The organism is Pseudomonas nicosulfuronedens (assembly GCF_005877905.1).
GTDB lineage: Bacteria > Pseudomonadota > Gammaproteobacteria > Pseudomonadales > Pseudomonadaceae > Pseudomonas > Pseudomonas nicosulfuronedens.
The window spans coordinates 68,545-86,732 of the sequence record NZ_SWDV01000016.1; the positions used below are offsets into that span (position 1 = coordinate 68,545).

Genomic DNA, 18,188 nt, shown 5'->3' on the forward strand with positions numbered 1-18,188 from the left:
ACGGAGAAAGACGCGGGCCGGCTCAGGGCCGGCGCGCGGGGTGTATCAGAGGATCAGAGTGCCTCGACGAAACGCGCGTCGATGGCCTGCGCCGGGGTGACCGGCTGCTGCAGGATGCCGGCTTCGCTGGCGGCCTTCTGGATGTGCTCGAACGAGCCTTTCTGGAAGGCGCCCTTCAGCTCGGCCTGGTTTTCTTTCACCGAGTAGAAGTGCACGCCGTCGAAGGCGCTGGTCAGCTCGGACTCGTCGGCCCCCACACCCTTGGCGATGGCGGCGCGACCTTCGGCGCCCTTCTCGTTGTAGTGCTTCAGACCGGCTTCCCAGCTCTTGATCAGCGCCAGCACCTGGCCGGGACGCTCCTTCAGCACTTCGTCGCGGACCACGAATACGTCGCTGATGATGCCCGGATCATCCGAGCCCTTGTACAGCAGGTTGACCTTGGGGTTCTGCTGCTTGGCGGCGGACAGGTAAGGCTCGTAGGTCACCGCGGCCGGCACTTGCCCGGCGATCAGCGCGCTGCCGGCGTTGGCGGCGGGCATCGGCACCGGCTGCACGTCGGCGATGGTCAGACCAGCCTTGCGCAGGGCGCTGTGCAGGAGGATGTCGCTGGTGGTGCCTTCTTCATAGGCAACCTGCTTGCCCTTGAGGTCGGTCAGGGTCTTGATCGACGGGTCGACGATCAGCGCGTCGGCGCTGGTGCTCTGGTCCAGCAGCAGGACGATCTTCACCGGCAGGCCGGCGGCGACCATGGCCATGGCAGTGTGGGTGGCGAGGTTGCCGCCATCGATCTGACCGCTGGCCAGGGCGGCGTTCATGTCCTTGTCTTCGGTGAAGTTGACCAGCTCGACCTGCTCCAGGCCATTGGCCTTGAAGGCGCCGGCCTGTTCGGCGACGTACCACTGGCCGTAGCCCAGCCAGGGCTGCATGCCCATCTTGAAGGTGCCGGCCTCGGGCTTGGTGTCAGCCTTGATCGCGGCGGCGTGCGCGGCGCCGGCCAGCAGCAGGCTGGCGCAGGTGGCCACGGCCAGTTGGCGCAGTGCGGATGCGAAGGTGGTGTGCATGGTCTCTCCCCGGTCATTGTTTTGCAGCTGCATTCCTGGCGAATGAAGCGCTGCTGGATCGGCGGGGAGCTTGCGTCGGCCCATGCCCGCCGTGGGCGGGCAAAGGCTCACATTCAATCGACGCAAATGCAAAGGTTTTCGCCGCGGATCGGCTTGGCTCCGGGCACGCTGGCAATCACCCTGGCGAATCAGCCATCAGGGCTGGGGAATGGCGTCGTCCTTGAACTGATCCTTGATGTAGAGGATCTCGGTGCGACCATGCGGTGCCGGCTGACCGTCCGGGCCGATGTTGACGAAGACCATCTTGTCGACCGTGAGAATGCTCTTGCGGGTGATCTTGTTGCGCACTTCGCAGCTCAGGGTGATCGAGGTGCGACCGAACTCGGTGGCGGTAATGCCCAGTTCGATGATGTCGCCCTGGCGCGCGGAGCTGACGAAGTTGATCTCGGAGATGAACTTGGTGACCACACGCTGGTTGCCCAGCTGGACGATGGCGTAGATCGCCGCTTCTTCGTCGATCCACTTCAGAAGGCTACCGCCGAACAGGGTACCGTTCGGGTTGAGGTCTTCAGGCTTGACCCATTTGCGGGTATGGAAATTCATGAAAGCTCCTTCTTGGGAGGTTGCGCCTCGTGAGCGCGATGACGGGGAAAGCCCCACCGGCTATGCAAGTCTGGCTCGGACTGCCGCTGCCCACCCTGCCCTGGCTCAGCCAAGGCCAGCTTCGGCGCGGTATCGCGCGGCTTCATCCACCAGCCAGTCGCGGAAGGCTCCCAGGGTCGCCGATTCCACCTTGCGTTCGGGAATCATCAGGTAATAGGCATTTTCGCTCAAATAGGCATGTTGCATCGGCACGATCAGCCTGCCGTCGGCCAGCTCCTGCTGGATCAGCATCGGCGGGATCAGTGCCACCCCCATGCCATGCATGGCCGCCTGGGCGAGCATGGAGAACAGCTCGTAGCGCGTACCGCTCATGTCGTGCGCCACACTCATGCCCAGCGAGCCGAACCACTGGCGCCAGGCGTAGGGTCGGGTGGTCTGTTGCATCAGCGGCAGCTCGGCGATCTGCGCGGCCGACAGCTCCCGGCGGCCGCCCAGCAGCTCGGGGCTGCAAACCGGCACCGGGTTCTCGTGCATGAGGAAGTTGGCCACCGTGCCGGACCAAACCCCATCGCCAAAATACAGCGCGGCGTCGAATTCGGTGTCGGCGAAGAGGAAGGGCCGGGTGCGGTTGGTCAGGTTGACCGTCACTTCCGGGTGAAGGCGCTTGAAGTCCTTCAGCCGCGGCAGCAGCCACTGGGTCGCGAAGGTCGGCACCACCGCCAGCTCCAGCGTGCCGCCACCCTGCTGGCCCATCACCGCCAGGGTGTCGCGCTCCACGGCGTCCAGCCGTTGAGCGACGCGACGGCTGTAGTTGAGCCCCGCTTCGGTCAGCTTCACCCCGCGCCGCGAGCGGCGAAACAGCTCGACGCCGAGGAACTCCTCCAGCGTGGCGATCTGCCGGCAGATCGCGCTCTGGGTCAGCGACAGCTCGTCGGCGGCCTTGGTGAAGCTTTCGTGGCGGGCCGCCGATTCGAAGGCGACCAGCGCCGCGGTGGTCGGTATCTTGCGTCGCATCGAATGCCTCTTCGGAATATCGTGATGCGCAGAATTCGCCAGGAACGCCTGATATAGAGGCCATTCATGCGGAGAAATGCGTCAAATCCACAATTACGGAGTGACAAAATAGCACAACAGCGTGCGAATTAGTCGGTTGCCCGGCTTCCCGACGGCTGACTAGGATGGCCCACACCGAGCCCGCCTAGACTTGTGCGGGTCATTCACTGTCTGCGTTAGAGGTTTCTCCATGGCGACCAAAGCAAGCTTCAACTGGGAAGATCCGCTGCTGCTGGATCAGCAACTCACCGAAGAAGAGCGCATGGTGCGTGACAGCGCCCAGCAGTTCGCCCAGGACAAGCTGGCCCCGCGCGTGCTGGAAGCCTTCCGCCATGAGCAGACCGACCCGGCGATCTTCCGCGAGATGGGCGAAACCGGCCTGCTCGGCGCCACCATCCCCGAACAATACGGCGGCAGCGGCCTGAACTACGTGTGCTACGGCCTGATCGCCCGTGAAGTCGAGCGCATCGACTCCGGCTACCGCTCGATGATGAGCGTGCAGTCCTCCCTGGTGATGGTGCCGATCAACGAATTCGGCAACGAAGCCACCAAGCAGAAGTACCTGCCGAGACTGGCCAGCGGCGAATACATCGGCTGCTTCGGCCTGACCGAGCCGGACCACGGCTCCGACCCGGGCTCGATGATCACCCGCGCCAAGAAAGTCGACGGCGGCTACCGCCTGACCGGCGCCAAGATGTGGATCACCAACAGCCCGATCGCCGACGTTTTCGTGGTCTGGGCCAAGGATGACGAAGGCCAGATCCGCGGCTTCGTCCTCGAAAAAGGCTGGGAAGGCCTGTCCGCCCCGGCGATCCACGGCAAGGTCGGCCTGCGCGCCTCGATCACCGGCGAGATCGTGATGAACAACGTGTTCTGCCCGGAAGAAAACGCCTTCCCCGACGTGCGCGGCCTGCGTGGTCCGTTCACCTGCCTGAACTCCGCTCGCTACGGCATTTCCTGGGGTGCCCTGGGTGCCGCCGAAGCCTGCTGGCACACCGCTCGCCAGTACACCCTGGACCGCAAGCAGTTCGGCCGCCCGCTGGCTGCCAACCAGCTGATCCAGAAGAAGCTGGCTGACATGCAGACCGACATCACCCTCGCCCTGCAAGGCTGCCTGCGCCTGGGCCGGATGAAGGACGAAGGCACCGCCGCCGTCGAAATCACCTCGATCATGAAGCGCAACAGCTGCGGCAAGGCCCTGGACATCGCCCGCCTGGCCCGCGACATGCTCGGCGGCAACGGCATCTCCGACGAGTTCGGCGTGGCCCGCCACCTGGTCAACCTGGAAGTGGTGAACACCTACGAAGGTACCCACGACGTCCACGCGCTGATCCTCGGTCGCGCCCAGACCGGCATCCAGGCGTTCTTCTAAGCGCCTCGCGTCGGCCCGCTCCCACTGGAGGGCAGGTCGGCGCCCGTTTTACCTCTCGCCCGAGAGGCCCCGGGGAGGACCGTGGAGTCCCCGCACCGCGTCCTCCCCGCCCCTATTCAAGCTGCAGGTGATTGCATGTCCGGCGCCCTTTCGCACATCCGTGTCCTCGACCTCTCCCGCGTTCTCGCCGGCCCCTGGGCTGGGCAGATCCTCGCCGACCTCGGCGCGGAAGTGATCAAGATCGAGCGTCCCGGCAGCGGCGACGACACCCGCGCCTGGGGCCCGCCATTCCTCAAGGACAGCGATGGCCGCGACACCAGCGAAGCGGCGTATTACCTGTCGGCGAACCGCAACAAGAAGTCCCTGACCATCGACTTCACCCAGCCCGAAGGCCAGCGCCTGGTGCGCGAGCTCGCCGCCAAGGCCGACATCGTGCTGGAGAACTTCAAGGTCGGCGGCCTGAAAGCCTATGGCCTGGACTACGAGTCGCTGAAAGCACTCAACCCGAAGCTGATCTACTGCTCGATCACCGGCTTCGGCCAGTTCGGCCCCTACGCCAAGCGCGCCGGTTACGACTTCATGATCCAGGGCCTGGGCGGCCTGATGAGCCTGACCGGGCGCTCCGACGCCGAGGAAGGCGCCGGCCCGGTGAAGGTCGGCGTGGCGCTGACCGACATCCTCACCGGCCTGTACTCCTCCACCGCGATCCTCGCCGCCCTCGCCCACCGCGATGTCAGCGGCATCGGCCAGCACATCGACATGGCGCTGCTGGACGTGCAGGTCGCCTGCCTGGCCAACCAGACCCTGAACTACCTGACCACCGGCAACCCGCCGCGTCGCCTGGGCAATGCGCACCCGAACATCGTGCCGTACCAGGACTTCCCGACCGCCGATGGCGATTTCATCCTCACCGTCGGCAACGACGGCCAGTTCCGCAAGTTCGCCGAACTGGCGGGCCACCCGGAGTGGGCCACCGATGAGCGCTTCTCGACGAACAAGGCGCGCGTGGCGCACCGCGAGGTGCTGATCCCGCTGATCCGCCAGTCCACCGTGATGCGCACCACCGCCGAGTGGATCGCCGTACTGGAACAAGCCAGCGTGCCCTGCGGCCCGATCAACGACCTGGCACAGGTGTTCGCCGACCCGCAGGTGATCGCCCGCGGCCTGCGCGTGGACCTGCCGCACCCGCTGGCCGGTAGTGTGCCGCAGGTGGCCAGCCCGATCCGCCTGTCCGAGACGCCCGTGGAATACCGCAACGCCCCGCCGACCCTCGGCCAGCACACGCAGGAAATCCTCGAAGGCGTGCTGGGGCTGGACCTGGCGGCCATCGGTAAGCTGCGTGAAGGCGGCGTGATCTAAACCTCCTGACAACCGGCACCCGTGCCCTGCGGGTGCACGACGATCCCCGAAACGACGCCCGCGCCAGGGTTTTCACGGCCCCTGGCGCGGGCGCGGCGGGGTTCCGGGTCGCGATGTGCCGCGCGAACGCGACCAAAAGCCTTTGGCTTGTCATGCGCCATGGCTATAATCCGCGAGCTTCAATAACGGCCGGCGCTGCCCGGTCGTTCCCGCCACCTGTCCGAGGGGCGCTGCAGCAGGTCGATTCGCTTCGGCTTGTCAGGCTCGGACGGGGCGCGTCACGGTCGGCTGCCGCCAACCGCCAAACGCATCAACGGCGCCCATTCGCAGACAACGAATGGAGTTACACATGAGCGCTGCTTTTACTGACTACAAAGTCGCCGACATTTCCCTGGCCGCCTGGGGCCGCCGCGAGCTGATCATCGCCGAGTCCGAAATGCCGGCTCTGATGGGCCTGCGCCGCAAGTACGCCGCCAGCCAGCCGCTCAAGGGCGCGAAAATCCTCGGCTGCATCCACATGACCATCCAGACCGGCGTACTCATCGAGACGCTGACTGCGCTGGGCGCCGAAGTGCGCTGGTCCTCCTGCAACATCTTCTCCACCCAGGACCAGGCCGCTGCCGCCATCGCCGCCGCCGGCATCCCGGTATTCGCCTGGAAAGGCGAGACCGAGCAGGAGTACGAGTGGTGCATCGAACAGACCATCCTCAAGGATGGCCAGCCGTGGGACGCCAACATGGTGCTGGACGACGGCGGTGACCTGACCGAGATCCTGCACAAGAAATACCCGCAGATGCTCGAGCGCATCCACGGCGTCACCGAAGAGACCACCACCGGTGTGCACCGCCTGCTCGACATGCTCAAGGCCGGCACCCTGAAGGTCCCGGCGATCAACGTCAACGACGCGGTCACCAAGAGCAAGAACGACAACAAGTACGGCTGCCGTCACAGCCTGAACGACGCCATCAAGCGCGGTACCGACCACCTGCTGTCGGGCAAGCAGGCCCTGGTGATCGGCTACGGCGACGTGGGCAAGGGCTCCGCCCAGTCCCTGCGCCAGGAAGGCATGATCGTGAAGGTTTCCGAAATCGACCCGATCTGCGCCATGCAGGCCTGCATGGACGGCTTCGAGCTGGTATCCCCCTACAAGAACGGCCTGAACGATGGCACCGAAGCCAGCGTTGACGCCGCCCTGCTGGGCAAGATCGACCTGATCGTTACCACCACCGGCAACGTCAACGTCTGCGACGCCGGCATGCTGAAAGCGCTGAAGAAGCGCGCCGTGGTGTGCAACATCGGTCACTTCGACAACGAAATCGACACCGCCTTCATGCGCAAGACCTGGGCCTGGGAAGAGGTCAAGCCGCAGGTGCACAAGATTCACCGCACCGGCGCTGGCGACTTCGACCCGGCCAACGACGACTACCTGATCCTGCTGGCCGAAGGCCGCCTGGTGAACCTGGGCAACGCCACTGGCCACCCGAGCCGCATCATGGACGGCTCCTTCGCCAACCAGGTACTGGCGCAGATCTTCCTCTTCGAGCAGAAGTACGCCGACCTCTCCGCCGAGAAGAAAGCCCAGCGTCTGACCGTCGAGGTACTGCCGAAGAAACTGGACGAAGAAGTGGCCCTGGAAATGGTGAAAGGCTTCGGTGGCGTCGTCACCCAGCTGACCCCGAAACAGGCCGAGTACATCGGCGTGACCGTGGAAGGCCCGTTCAAGCCGGACACCTACCGCTACTGATGTACCAGAGGGCAGACGAGCAATCGTCTGCCCTCTTCGCCATCTGGTGCCCCATGGATCTGCAGGACAGCTACAACCAGGCCTGGCTCTTCGCCGCCGGCGCTCACGCCGGGCAGACGCTGACCGCCTCGACACTGCCCTATGCGGTCCACCTGGCGATGGTGGCCAATGAAGTGATGGCGGCCGACCGCGAAGCGCCCATCGAGCGCCTGGCGGAAACCGTCCAGATCGCCCTGCTGCACGACGTGCTCGAAGACACCCCGGTGCCCTTCGAGGAACTGCAGACGCGTTTCGGCGAGTTCGTCGCCGAGGGCGCACAGTGCCTGAGCAAGGTGGTGAATGGCGAGAAGCTGCCATTCGACATCTACCTCGAAAGGCTGGCGACCGGCGCGCCGCAGTATGCGATCGTCAAGCTGTGCGACCGGATCACCAACCTGCAGCCGCCACCCTCGACCTGGGCGCGGAGCAAGATTGCCCAATACCATGTTCAGTCGCAGCGCATCCTGGCCGTCCTCGGCCATGCGCACGAGCCCAGCGCCGAGCGACTGCGCACGAAGATAGACCACTACCGCCGTTACTTCTGAAGTCGACGGCACATGCCGGCAGCCACGCAATGACGCGGCGCCGAAGGAACGACCATGAGTCAGAAAGAACGCCGTTTCAGCTTCGAGTTCTTCCCCGCCAAGACCGAAGCCGGCCATGAAAAACTGCTGGCCACTGCGAGCCAGCTGGCCGCGAAAAAGCCCGACTTCTTCTCCTGCACCTACGGTGCCGGCGGCTCCACTCGCGACCGCACCCTGACCACCGTGCTGCAACTGGATGGCGAAGTGAAGGTGCCGACCGCACCGCACCTGTCCTGCGTCGGCGACACCAAGCCCGAGCTGCGCGCCCTGCTGGCCCACTACAAGGACGCCGGGATCCGTCGCATCGTCGCACTGCGCGGCGACCTGCCCTCGGGCATGGGCATGGCCAGCGGCGAGCTGCGCTACGCCAACGAACTGGTGGAATTCATCCGCGCCGAAACCGGCGACCACTTCCACATCGAAGTTGCCGCCTATCCGGAAGTTCACCCGCAAGCGCGCAATTTCGAGGATGATTTGGCGAATTTCGTGCGCAAGGTCAAAGCCGGCGCCGACTCTGCCATCACACAATACTTCTTCAACGCCGACAGCTACTTCCATTTTGTCGAGCGTGCGGAGAAACTTGGTGTCAGCATTCCGGTCGTACCGGGTATCATGCCGATCACCAACTACACCAAACTGGCCCGCTTCTCCGACGCCTGTGGCGCGGAAATCCCCCGCTGGATTCGCAAGCAGCTGGAAGCCTACGGCGACGACATCGCCAGCATCCAGGCCTTTGGTGAGCAGGTCATCACCGACATGTGCGAACGTCTCCTCGAAGGCGGCGCACCCGGTCTGCATTTCTACACCCTGAACCAGGCTGAACCCAGCCTGGCGCTCTGGAACAACCTCAAGCTCCCCCGCTGAGGATCATTGCTCCGGGCTTACCGTCCGCGATCCCGGCCAGCGCAACGCCGGCGTATCGTGGACGGGGTGCTTCCAGCCATCGGCTGAGCGCTCGCCCCGAGCTTGAAATCACGCGCCCTCGAGCCGGCAGGTCGCCGGCCTACAGGAACCCCGCATGTCCTTTACTTCCCTCGGTCTCTCCGAGGCCCTGGCTGGCGCCGTTGAAGCTGCCGGCTACGCGCGCCCCACTCCCGTCCAGGAACGCGCCATCCCCGCAGTACTGCAAGGCCGCGACCTCATGGTTGCCGCCCAGACCGGCACCGGCAAGACCGGCGGCTTCGCCCTCCCGGTGCTCGAACGCCTGTTCCCCGAAGGCCACCCGGACCGCGAACACCGCCACGGCCCGCGCCAGGCCCGCGTCCTGGTACTGACGCCGACCCGTGAGCTGGCTGCCCAGGTGCATGACAGCTTCAAGGTCTACGCCCGTGACCTGCCCCTCAAGAGCGCCTGCATCTTCGGCGGCGTCGGCATGAATCCGCAGGTTCAGGCGATGTCCAAGGGCGTCGATGTCCTGGTCGCCTGCCCCGGCCGCCTGCTCGACCTGATCGGTCAGGGCAGCGTCGATCTGTCCCGTGTGGAAATCCTCGTCCTCGACGAAGCCGACCGCATGCTCGACATGGGCTTCATCCACGATGTGAAGAAGGTCCTCGCCAAGCTGCCGGCCAAGCGCCAGAACCTGTTGTTCTCGGCGACCTTCTCCAAAGACATCATCGACCTCACCAACAAGCTCCTGCACAACCCGGAGCGCATCGAGGTCACCCCACCGAACACCACCGTCGAGCGCATCGAACAACGCGTGTTCCGCATTCCGTCCGTACAGAAACGTGCCCTGCTGGCACACCTGGTGACCATGGGCGCCTGGGAGCAGGTGCTGGTGTTCACCCGTACCAAGCACGGCGCCAACCGCCTGGCCGAGTACCTGACCAAGCACGGCCTGCCGGCTGCCGCGATCCATGGCAACAAGAGCCAGAACGCGCGCACCAAGGCCCTGGCCGACTTCAAGGCCAACGACGTACGCATCCTGGTCGCCACCGACATCGCTGCCCGCGGCCTGGACATCGACCAGTTGCCCCACGTGGTCAACTACGAGCTGCCCAACGTCGAGGAAGACTACGTCCACCGCATCGGCCGTACCGGCCGCGCCGGCCGCACCGGTGAAGCCATCTCGCTGGTGGCGCCGGACGAAGACAAGCTGCTCAAGGCCATCGAGCGCCTCACCAAGCAGCGCATCCCTGATGGCGACATGCAGGGCTTCGACCCCGACGCCGTGCTGCCGGAAGTCCAGCTGCCCGAACCGAAGGAGGCCCCCCAGCGCCAACCGCGCAAGGACAAGGCCAAGCGTGGCGAGCGCAAGGACCGCAACAAGGACAAGCCGCAGCAGGCCCAGGGCGAAGAACAACTGAACACTGCGCCCGCCGCAGAAGGCGAAACAGCCGAGGGCGACAAGCCCGCTGGCAAGCGCCGCCGCCGTGGCGGTCGCGGCAAGAAGAAGGGCGACGGCCAGGGCGGCGACGCTCAACCCAATGCCAATGCCAACGCCCAGCCGCGTGAGCCCCGCCAACCGCGCCAGCCCCGCCAGCAAGAACAGCAGGGCCAGGGCCGTCAGCAGCAGGGCAAACCGGCTCGCGCACCGAAGGCCGACGGCAACCGCGATCCGGAAGAATTCCTCGACGACGACTTCGACAACTTCGGCAACCGCGCCGACTACGTCAGCCCATTCCCGGACAAGGACCAGCAGCGCGGCCAGCGCCGCCGTGGCGGCCAGGGTCAAGGTCAGGGCCAGAACCAGGGCCAGGGCCAACCGCGCGCTCGCGGCCAGGGTGGTCAGGGCGGCGGCCAAGGTCAGGGGCAAGGTCAGAATCGCGGCCAGGGTCAAGGTCAGGGCCGAGCCGCCAAGAAGCCTAACGGCGGCGGTCGCCCCCAGGGCCAAGGCCAGGGTGGCAACGGCCAGGGCAAGCAAGGCCAGCGCAAACGCGGTGGCAAGGCGCCGGCTTCGCGGATGAACGACGCCCCGCTGCGCGAGCCGAGCGAGTACGGCGCTGCCAAGCCGACCCGTCAGCCGGTGGTGATCAACAAGCGCGATCTGGTCCGCACCGACCGCTTCCCGACGCCGGAGCAGCTGGAAGAGCTGGAGCCGCGCCGCAAGACCGAGCGTCCCGCGCTGCTGACCCGCAACCGCGAGTGATGCTGTAGAAGAAACCGCCCTCCGGGGCGGTTTCTTTTTGCCCGGCAATTGTGGGGCTCCCTGGATACTGGAAGGCTTTTCGCCGGAGCGAGCTTGTTCGCGAACTGAGTCCGCTGCGGAGCTTTTTCGCGAGCAAGCTCGCTCCTACAAGCGCCGCCCCTCGCCCACCGAACAAGCACAAAAAAGCCGCCCGAAGGCGGCTGTTTCACAACTGCATGAATCTCACAGCACCTGCCGCAGGAAGCTCTGCGCACGCGCGTCCTTGGGCTGGGCGAAGAATTCCGCCGGGGCGGCGTCTTCCAGCAGCTTGCCGTGATCGAAGAACAGCACGCGGTCGGCCACTTCACGGGCGAAGCCCATTTCGTGGGTTACGCAAACCATGGTCATACCTTCCACGGCCAGGGTCTTCATCACGTCCAGCACCTCGCCGACCATTTCCGGGTCGAGCGCCGAGGTGGGCTCGTCGAACAGCATCACCTTCGGCTCCATGCACAACGCACGGGCGATCGCGACGCGCTGCTGCTGGCCGCCAGAGAGGCGCGACGGGTACTCATTGGCCTTCTGGCCGATGCCGACCTTCTCCAGCAACGCACGGGCCTTGGCCTCGCGCTCGGCTTTGCCGCGCTTGCGCACGACTTTCTGCGCCAGGCACAGGTTCTCCAGCACGGTCATGTGCGGGAACAGGTTGAAGTGCTGGAACACCATACCGACTTCGCGGCGATAGGCGTTGATATCAGTCTTCGGGTTGGCGAGGTCGACGCCGTCGATGCTCACCGAGCCCGAGTCGAACTCTTCCAGGCCGTTCAGGCAGCGCAGGAAGGTGGACTTGCCCGAGCCGGACGGGCCGATTACCACCACCACTTCGCCCTTGGCCACGCCAGTGGTGACATCGTCCACCGCGCGCACCAGCAACCCGGGCGTCTCATAGGTTTTGCACAGGTTACGGACTTCAATCACTTTGGCCGAGCCTCCGCTCCAGGCGCCCCGCCAGGTGGGACAGTGGCAGGTTGATCACGAGATAGAGCGCGGCGACGCAGAACCAGATCTCGAAAGTGGAGAACGAGGTGGTGATCGCCTCGCGGCCGCTCTTGGTCAGTTCGGTGATGGCGATCACCGAGACCAGTGAGGTGTCCTTGACCAGGCTGATGAACTGCCCGGCCAACGGCGGCAACACGCGCTTGAAGGCCTGCGGCAGGATCACATGGCGCATCGACTGCGCGGCGTTCAGGCCCAGGGAACGCGCGGCCTCGTCCTGGCCACGGGCGATGGACTGCACGCCAGCCCGAACGATCTCGGCCACGTAGGCACCGGTGAACAGCGCCAGCGCCGCCACCCCGGCGAACTCGCGGGAGAGGTTCAGCACGGTACCGATGAAGAAGTAGAAGATGAAGATCTGCACCAGCAACGGCGTACCCCGCACCAGCTCGACGTAGAGGGTCGAAAGGTCGTGCAGGGTCGGGTTCTTCGACAGGCGGCAGAGACCGGTGAACAGGCCGATGAACAGGCCTAGCGCACCGGAGACGAAGGAGATCCACACCGTGGTCCACAGCCCCCAGGCCAGCGGCCCGGCGGCCCAGTGGCGGGTCGCGCCGACGACATCGCCCTCGGCGACATCGTCGTTCTCGGAGAACTGCAGGCTGTCGGCGGCCACGGTCAGCACTTGCTGCTTGCCGTCCTCATCCACCAGCGTGACGCGAGCGTTGTCGCCCTGATCCTCTATCTTCTCTACCCGCGAAATACTGTCCGCGCGCAGGGGTTCTTCAGCCTGGTAGGCGAAGTACTGCGGGACGCGGTTCCAGCGCCACTCGTAGGAAATCAGCGAGGTGGAGTACCAGAGGGCCAGGCCGATCAACAGCAGGATCAGTCCGGTCAGCCCGTGCCAGGGCCAGGTTGCGCGTTTCGTTCTAGCCACGAATCTCTACCGTGAAAATGCGAACGCGCAGGCCTGAGGCCTGCGCGTCGGGTCAACCAGCGTCAGACGTGGATTATTCCATGTCCTTCAGCCAATCGGTGCTCTTGAACCACTTGTCATGCAGACGATCGTAGGTGCCGTCTTCACGAATCTGCTTGAGGAAGTTGTTGATGAAGTTGATCGAGTCGTAGTCGCCCTTCTTCAGGCCGAAGGCCAGCGGCTCGTAGGTAAACGGCTGGTCCAGGTGCACCAGCTTGCCAGCGCCGAACTTGCTCACACCAACGACGTTGTAGGGCGAGTCGTAGATGAAGGCGTCGGCCTTGCCGTTGACCACGTCCATGACCGCTTCGGGCTCGTTGTCGAAGCCGTGGTACTGGGCCTTGGACAGCTGCTTCTTGGCGACGAATTCGCCGGTGGTGCCGATCTTGGAGGTGATGCGGTACTTCGCGTCGTTCAGGTCCTTGTAGGACTTGATCTCGCCTTGCAGTTCCTTGCGGATCAGCAGGGTCTGGCCCACCACGATGAAGGGATCGGAGAAGTTCAGGCGCAGGTTGCGTTCCTGGGTCAAGGTCATGCCCGAGCCGATCATGTCGAACTTGTCGGTGAGCAGCGCCGGGATGATGCCGTCGTAGGCGGTGGAAACCAGCTCCAGCTTGACGTTCATGGACTTGGCCATGGCCTTGAGCAGGTCCACTTCGAAACCGACGATCTGACCGCGCTTGTTGGTCATCTCGAACGGCATGTAGGTCGGGTCCATGCCCACGCGCAGGGTGCTGCGCTTGGCCGCTTCATCGATGGCGCCGGCCTGAGCCGCGCTCACGCTGACCAGGGCGCAGACGCCCATCACCAGCGATGCCAGGTACTTTTTCATCCCCAAACTCCCAAGCAAATGAAAGAACTTGTTGTTTTTTCCAGCGATCGAGCCGGGCGCGCCAAGGCATGCCGGGCGCAGAAGGGTGCGAAGCGTACCCCATGCGGCGGATATCTCAATCTTTTCTGGATAGCTGGCGCAGGGTACCAGCAGCGGAGCGAGGGGAAAACAGGGGAAACCGGCGAGTCGCCCTCACCCCGCTCTTCACAGGAGCAGGATGAGAGCGACGCGGCATCAGGACTGCGCGGCGGGCAAGGCCATCGCGCCCTGCTCCGCGACCGGCGTCAGAGGGACGGCTGGGGCATGGGCGTCAGCCTGCAGCGAGTGGCGCCACGGCCCAATCCATTGCTCCTTCTCGCCCTGCCAGAGCGCCAGGTGCAGGCGCGACAGCGCCACCGGATCGCTCAGCAGCGCCAGGCGACGGTTGCCATCGAGCTGCTCGGGGCCGGCTTCCAGCGCCTTCTCGACCAGCGCGGTGCGAGTCGCCTCGATGGCCGCGGACTGGCCGTGACGGGCGGTGCCCATGGCGCAAGCCAAAGCGTTCAGCACCGGGTCGACAGCAGAACGAACGAAGCCATCCTTCAACGCTTGCCAGCGGTTCTGGTAGGTGTACTCGTCGGTGGCACGCAGCTCGCGCGGAGTGTCGTATTCCTCGGGAATGAGGAACAGCTTCTCGTCGCGCGAGGCCAGGCCCAGCTTGACCCGGCTGCTGATCACCGAAACCGGGATCGAAAGCATCAGCGCGCCGACGATGGGCGACAGCCACCACAGGAAACGCGGGTTCAGCCATGCCACCAGCAGTGCCCAGCACAGGCCCAGCAGGGTCTGCAGACCGTGGCGACGAATCGCTTCGCTCCACGGGGTGTCGTCGTCGTCACGCTGCGGCGACTTCCACTGCGCTTCCCAGCCGAGGAACGCGGCCAGTACGAAGCGGGTGTGGAAGAGCATGCGCACCGGGGCAAGCAGCACGGAGAAGAACATCTCCAGCAGCATGCTCATCGTCACTTTGATCACGCCGCCGTAACCCTTCGCGCCCTTGGCCCAGATCAGCATGACGCTGAGCAGCTTGGGCAGGAACAGCAGGGTCAGGGTGGTGGAGAACAGCGCGATGGCCTTCTCCGGGTGCCACTGCGGCCAGATCGGGAACAGCTGGCGCGGCTCCAGGAAGTACTGCGGCTCCATCAACTGGTGTACCGCCAGCAGCGCGGTGGACAGCACCAGGAAGAAGAACCACAGCGGCGCCGACAGGTACGACATCACGCCGGTCAGGAACACCGCGCGGTGCACCGGGTGCATGCCCTTGACCAGGAACAGGCGGAAGTTCATCAGGTTGCCGTGGCACCAGCGGCGGTCGCGCTTGAGCTCGTCCAGCAGGTTGGGCGGCAATTCTTCGTAGCTGCCTTCCAGGTCATAGGCGATCCACACACCCCAGCCGGCACGACGCATCAGCGCGGCTTCGACGAAGTCGTGGGAGAGGATCGCGCCAGCGAAGGAGCCCTTGCCCGGCAGCGGTGCCAGGGCGCAGTGCTCGATGAAGGGTTTCACCCGGATTATCGCGTTGTGGCCCCAGTAATGGGATTCGCCCAGCTGCCAGAAGTGCAGGCCGGCGGTGAACAGCGGGCCGTAGACGCGGGTGGCGAACTGCTGCATGCGCGCATAGAGGGTGTCCATGCCCGACGCCTTGGGCGCGGTCTGGATGATACCGGCCTCGGGATTGGCCTCCATCAGGCGCACCAGCTTGGTCAGGCAGTCGCCGCTCATCACGCTGTCGGCGTCCATGACGACCATGTACTTGTACTGGCCACCCCAGCGACGGCAGAAGTCATCGATGTTGCCGCTCTTGCGCTTCACCCGGCGCCGACGGCGGCGGTAGAAGATGCGACCGAAGCCCAGGGCTTCCTTGCACAGCTCGATCCAGGCCTTTTCTTCGGCCATGGCGATGTCGGGCTGGTTGGTGTCGCTGAGCACGAAGAAGTCGAAGCGATCCAGCTCACCGCTGGCCGCCACCGACTCGTAGGTCGCCCGCAGGCCGGCAAAGACGCGCGGAACGTCCTCGTTGCAGATCGGCATGACGATGGCGGTACGCGCATCGGCGGCAATCGGCTCGCTGCCCGCGCTGCTGCCGGAGATGCGGTAGCGGTCGCGGCCGGTGAGCAGTTCCCAGAAGCCCATCAGGGCAGTCCAGAAACCGGCCGACACCCAGCAGAAGAGAATGGCGAAGAGCGCCAGCACGCCGAACTGAATGGCATAGGGCAGCACCTGCTCCAGAGTCTGCAGCCAGGTCTGGCGATTGATCTCTTCAAGGTCGACGAAAGCCCAGCCCTGGTAGGGCAGGATGCCTTTCATGTAGTAGGTGGCGACGCTGGTCTGGCCGAGCATGAGCAGGACCAGAATGAACCGGCGTAGCGAGCCGACCCGCTGCCAGCGTGCCTTGGGCAGGTCACGGGCAGGTTTGGCCGGGTTGCTGCGACCGGTCAGCCGGCGCCAGCCGCGCATGATCGGATTGGTACGCCAGGGCTCGGGAATCACCTTGGTACGCTGGATCGGCGGCGCAGCCTTGAGGTAGGTGCGGCCGTTATCGTCCATGCCCAGCATCTGGGCATCGTCCAGGTCCTGCCCATAGCCGTGGCGCAGACGCGCACCGACCGAAGCCAGCGCAGCGTCTTCTCCCTGGACATCGCCAGCGAGCTGCTCATGCAGCTCGCTGAAGGAACCGGCCTGGGCCAGCCGCTCCCGCTCCTGCGCCGAAAGGGGCAGGTGCGCGAGGTAGTCGGCCACCGGCGCGGTGGTAGCGGTGGAATTATTCATCGGCAGGCAGCTGGTAGCTCCAGGTTTCGGAAATGGTCTGGCCACCGTTCACCAGGGCGGCGCGCATTTCCGTCGGCTTCTTCGGATCCTTGACCTTGATCCGCAGGGTCAGACGCCAGCCCTTGGTCACTGCGTTATAGCGCAGGGCGTTTTCCTTCACCTCGGCGTTGTCGTCGGTGCTCACCTGGGTGCTCACCGGCGCATCGGCCGCCAACGCCTTCAGGGTCGGACCGACGAAGTCGACGACCAGAGCAACGCTGCCATCAGGCTGGCGGATCAGGTTCTTCTGCTTCACGTCACCGACCGAACGCAGGGTCTGCATGACCCAGGCATTCTTCGCGTCGTGCAGGGCTTCCTCGTCCTTGGTCCAGCGCATGCGGTAAGCGAAGTCCAGCGGCTCGCCGGCTTCCGGGCGTTTCTCCGGGTTCCAGAAGGCCACGATGTTGTCGTTGGTTTCGTCCGGGGTCGGGATTTCCACCAGCTCGACGGTACCCTTGCCCCAATCGCCCTGCGGCTCGACCCAGGCGGACGGACGCAGGTCATAGCGGTCGTCCAGGTCTTCGTAGCGGGAGAACTCGCGACCGCGCTGCAGCAGGCCGAAACCTTTCGGGTTCTCGACGCTGTAGGCGCTGACGGACAGGTGTTTCGGGTTGTTCAGCGGACGCCAGATCCACTCGTCGTTGCCAGCGTGGATCTGCAGGCCGGTGGAGTCGTGCAGTTCCGGACGGAAGTTGTGCTCCGGCGACGGCTGGTTGGAGCCGAACAGGAACATGCTGGTCAGCGGTGCCAGGCCCAGCTTGCTCACCTTGTCGCGCAGGAACACGCGAGCCTTCACGTCGACCACGGTGTCGTTGCCCGGACGGATGGTGAAGCGGTACGCGCCGGTCGCACGGGGCGAATCCAGCAGCGCAAAGATCACCAGGTGCTTGTCCTTGGCCTTGGGCTTCTCGATCCAGAACTCGCGGAAGCGCGGGAATTCCTCACCCGACGGCAGCGCGGTGTCCAGCGCCAGGCCGCGTGCGGACAGGCCCCACCACTGGTCCTTGCCGATGATGCGGAAGTAGCTCGCCCCCAGGAAGGTGGCGATCTCGTCCTGCTTGTCGGGGGAGTTGATCGGGTACAGCAGGCGGAAGCCGGCGTAGCCCAGATCCTTGGTGGCATTGGCGTCAAACTTCAGGGAACCGAAGTCGAAACGGGAGGGATCGTACTTGATCTCCTTGACGTCGGTCGCCGTGACTTCGTTGATCTTCACCGGGGTGTCGAAGTGCATGCCCTGGTGATAGAAGCTGATCTTGAAGGGGGTCTTCTCGTCGGCCCAGTAGGCCTTCTCGTTACGGAAGCGAATCTGCTGGTAATCGGCGAACTTCATTTCGCTGAATTCCGATGGCAGGTTGCTCGTCGGTGCGCTGTACTTCTCAGCAGCCAGCGCCTTGGCCTTTTCGCCAACGTCGTCGAGATTGAAGGCCCAGGCATGGGTAGCGCTCAACGCCAACAGGGCGGAGCCGACCAGTCCGCGAAGGATTTGGCGCGAAAGCGGTTGTTGAACGGAACGGAAAATCACGAGTCCCCCTCGTCCGTGAACACAAAACGATTAAAGCCAGCAAAGGCGATGCCAATTTGCCGGCGATTGAATTCCGACCCCGGTGAGCCTGAATGATTCCCCGATTCTTTCCACGGGTACTTCGGGCTCCCGG

The 18,188-nt window shown here is 64.8% G+C and carries 14 protein-coding genes and 1 riboswitch; of the genes, 6 read left to right on the forward strand and 8 right to left on the reverse strand.

The genetic code is table 11. From position 1 onward, the window contains the following. Window positions 1-53 precede the first annotated feature (53 nt). The 3 genes from FAS41_RS15085 to gcvA form a co-directional block, all read right to left on the reverse strand. Window positions 54-1,061 carry an ABC transporter substrate-binding protein gene (locus FAS41_RS15085; RefSeq protein WP_138523585.1) on the reverse strand — a complete coding sequence of 336 codons (1,008 nt, stop codon included), beginning with the start codon at window positions 1,059-1,061 and terminating at the stop codon, window positions 54-56. 195 nt (window positions 1,062-1,256) lie between these two features. Further along, window positions 1,257-1,664, reverse strand: a complete 408-nt coding sequence (locus FAS41_RS15090) for an acyl-CoA thioesterase (RefSeq protein WP_138213907.1) — start codon at window positions 1,662-1,664, stop codon at window positions 1,257-1,259. A gap of 105 nt (window positions 1,665-1,769) precedes the next feature. Further along, on the reverse strand, window positions 1,770-2,678 hold the full coding sequence (gcvA, locus tag FAS41_RS15095; protein WP_138523587.1) for a transcriptional regulator GcvA: 909 nt from the start codon (window positions 2,676-2,678) through the stop codon (window positions 1,770-1,772). A 229-nt stretch (window positions 2,679-2,907) separates the two neighbouring features. Here gcvA and FAS41_RS15100 point away from each other — a divergent pair, with 229 nt between their 5' ends. From FAS41_RS15100 to rhlE2, 6 genes are all read left to right on the forward strand, one after another. Next, window positions 2,908-4,089 carry an acyl-CoA dehydrogenase gene (locus tag FAS41_RS15100; protein WP_138523589.1) on the forward strand — a complete coding sequence of 394 codons (1,182 nt, stop codon included), beginning with the start codon at window positions 2,908-2,910 and terminating at the stop codon, window positions 4,087-4,089. A 135-nt stretch (window positions 4,090-4,224) separates the two neighbouring features. Then, complete coding sequence (locus tag FAS41_RS15105; RefSeq protein WP_138523591.1) at window positions 4,225-5,448, forward strand: CaiB/BaiF CoA transferase family protein; 1,224 nt, start codon at window positions 4,225-4,227, stop codon at window positions 5,446-5,448. Window positions 5,449-5,664: 216 nt separating this feature from the next. Next, a riboswitch (S-adenosyl-L-homocysteine riboswitch) is annotated at window positions 5,665-5,777 on the forward strand. Between the two features lie 8 nt (window positions 5,778-5,785). Continuing rightward, window positions 5,786-7,192 (forward strand): adenosylhomocysteinase, encoded by a 1,407-nt coding sequence (gene ahcY / locus FAS41_RS15110; RefSeq protein WP_024764176.1) that lies wholly within the window; start codon window positions 5,786-5,788, stop codon window positions 7,190-7,192. Window positions 7,193-7,245: 53 nt separating this feature from the next. Beyond that, window positions 7,246-7,776: an HD domain-containing protein gene (locus FAS41_RS15115; protein ID WP_138523593.1), complete on the forward strand. Its 531-nt coding sequence runs from the start codon at window positions 7,246-7,248 to the stop codon at window positions 7,774-7,776. 54 nt (window positions 7,777-7,830) lie between these two features. Next, window positions 7,831-8,679: a methylenetetrahydrofolate reductase [NAD(P)H] gene (metF, locus tag FAS41_RS15120; protein WP_081515389.1), complete on the forward strand. Its 849-nt coding sequence runs from the start codon at window positions 7,831-7,833 to the stop codon at window positions 8,677-8,679. A 154-nt stretch (window positions 8,680-8,833) separates the two neighbouring features. Further along, window positions 8,834-10,903: an RNA helicase RhlE2 gene (rhlE2, locus tag FAS41_RS15125; protein ID WP_138523595.1), complete on the forward strand. Its 2,070-nt coding sequence runs from the start codon at window positions 8,834-8,836 to the stop codon at window positions 10,901-10,903. A gap of 222 nt (window positions 10,904-11,125) precedes the next feature. Here the strand turns inward: rhlE2 and FAS41_RS15130 are convergent, their stop codons facing one another. The 5 genes from FAS41_RS15130 to FAS41_RS15150 form a co-directional block, all read right to left on the reverse strand. Continuing rightward, entirely contained in the window at window positions 11,126-11,860 is a 735-nt protein-coding gene (locus FAS41_RS15130) for an amino acid ABC transporter ATP-binding protein (RefSeq protein WP_138523597.1), read from the reverse strand. After that, entirely contained in the window at window positions 11,853-12,815 is a 963-nt protein-coding gene (locus FAS41_RS15135) for an amino acid ABC transporter permease (protein WP_138523599.1), read from the reverse strand. Before FAS41_RS15135 ends, FAS41_RS15130 begins: the two co-directional genes overlap by 8 nt. A 73-nt stretch (window positions 12,816-12,888) precedes the next feature. Continuing rightward, on the reverse strand, window positions 12,889-13,686 hold the full coding sequence (locus tag FAS41_RS15140; protein ID WP_138523601.1) for a transporter substrate-binding domain-containing protein: 798 nt from the start codon (window positions 13,684-13,686) through the stop codon (window positions 12,889-12,891). A 234-nt stretch (window positions 13,687-13,920) separates the two neighbouring features. Continuing rightward, the gene (gene mdoH, locus FAS41_RS15145; protein ID WP_138523603.1) at window positions 13,921-16,494 is read right to left on the reverse strand and encodes a glucans biosynthesis glucosyltransferase MdoH; all 2,574 of its coding nucleotides are present in this window, start codon (window positions 16,492-16,494) and stop codon (window positions 13,921-13,923) included. Beyond that, window positions 16,487-18,055: a glucan biosynthesis protein G gene (locus tag FAS41_RS15150; protein ID WP_425048994.1), complete on the reverse strand. Its 1,569-nt coding sequence runs from the start codon at window positions 18,053-18,055 to the stop codon at window positions 16,487-16,489. The genes mdoH and FAS41_RS15150 overlap by 8 nt, the downstream gene beginning before the upstream one ends. Window positions 18,056-18,188 lie beyond the last annotated feature (133 nt).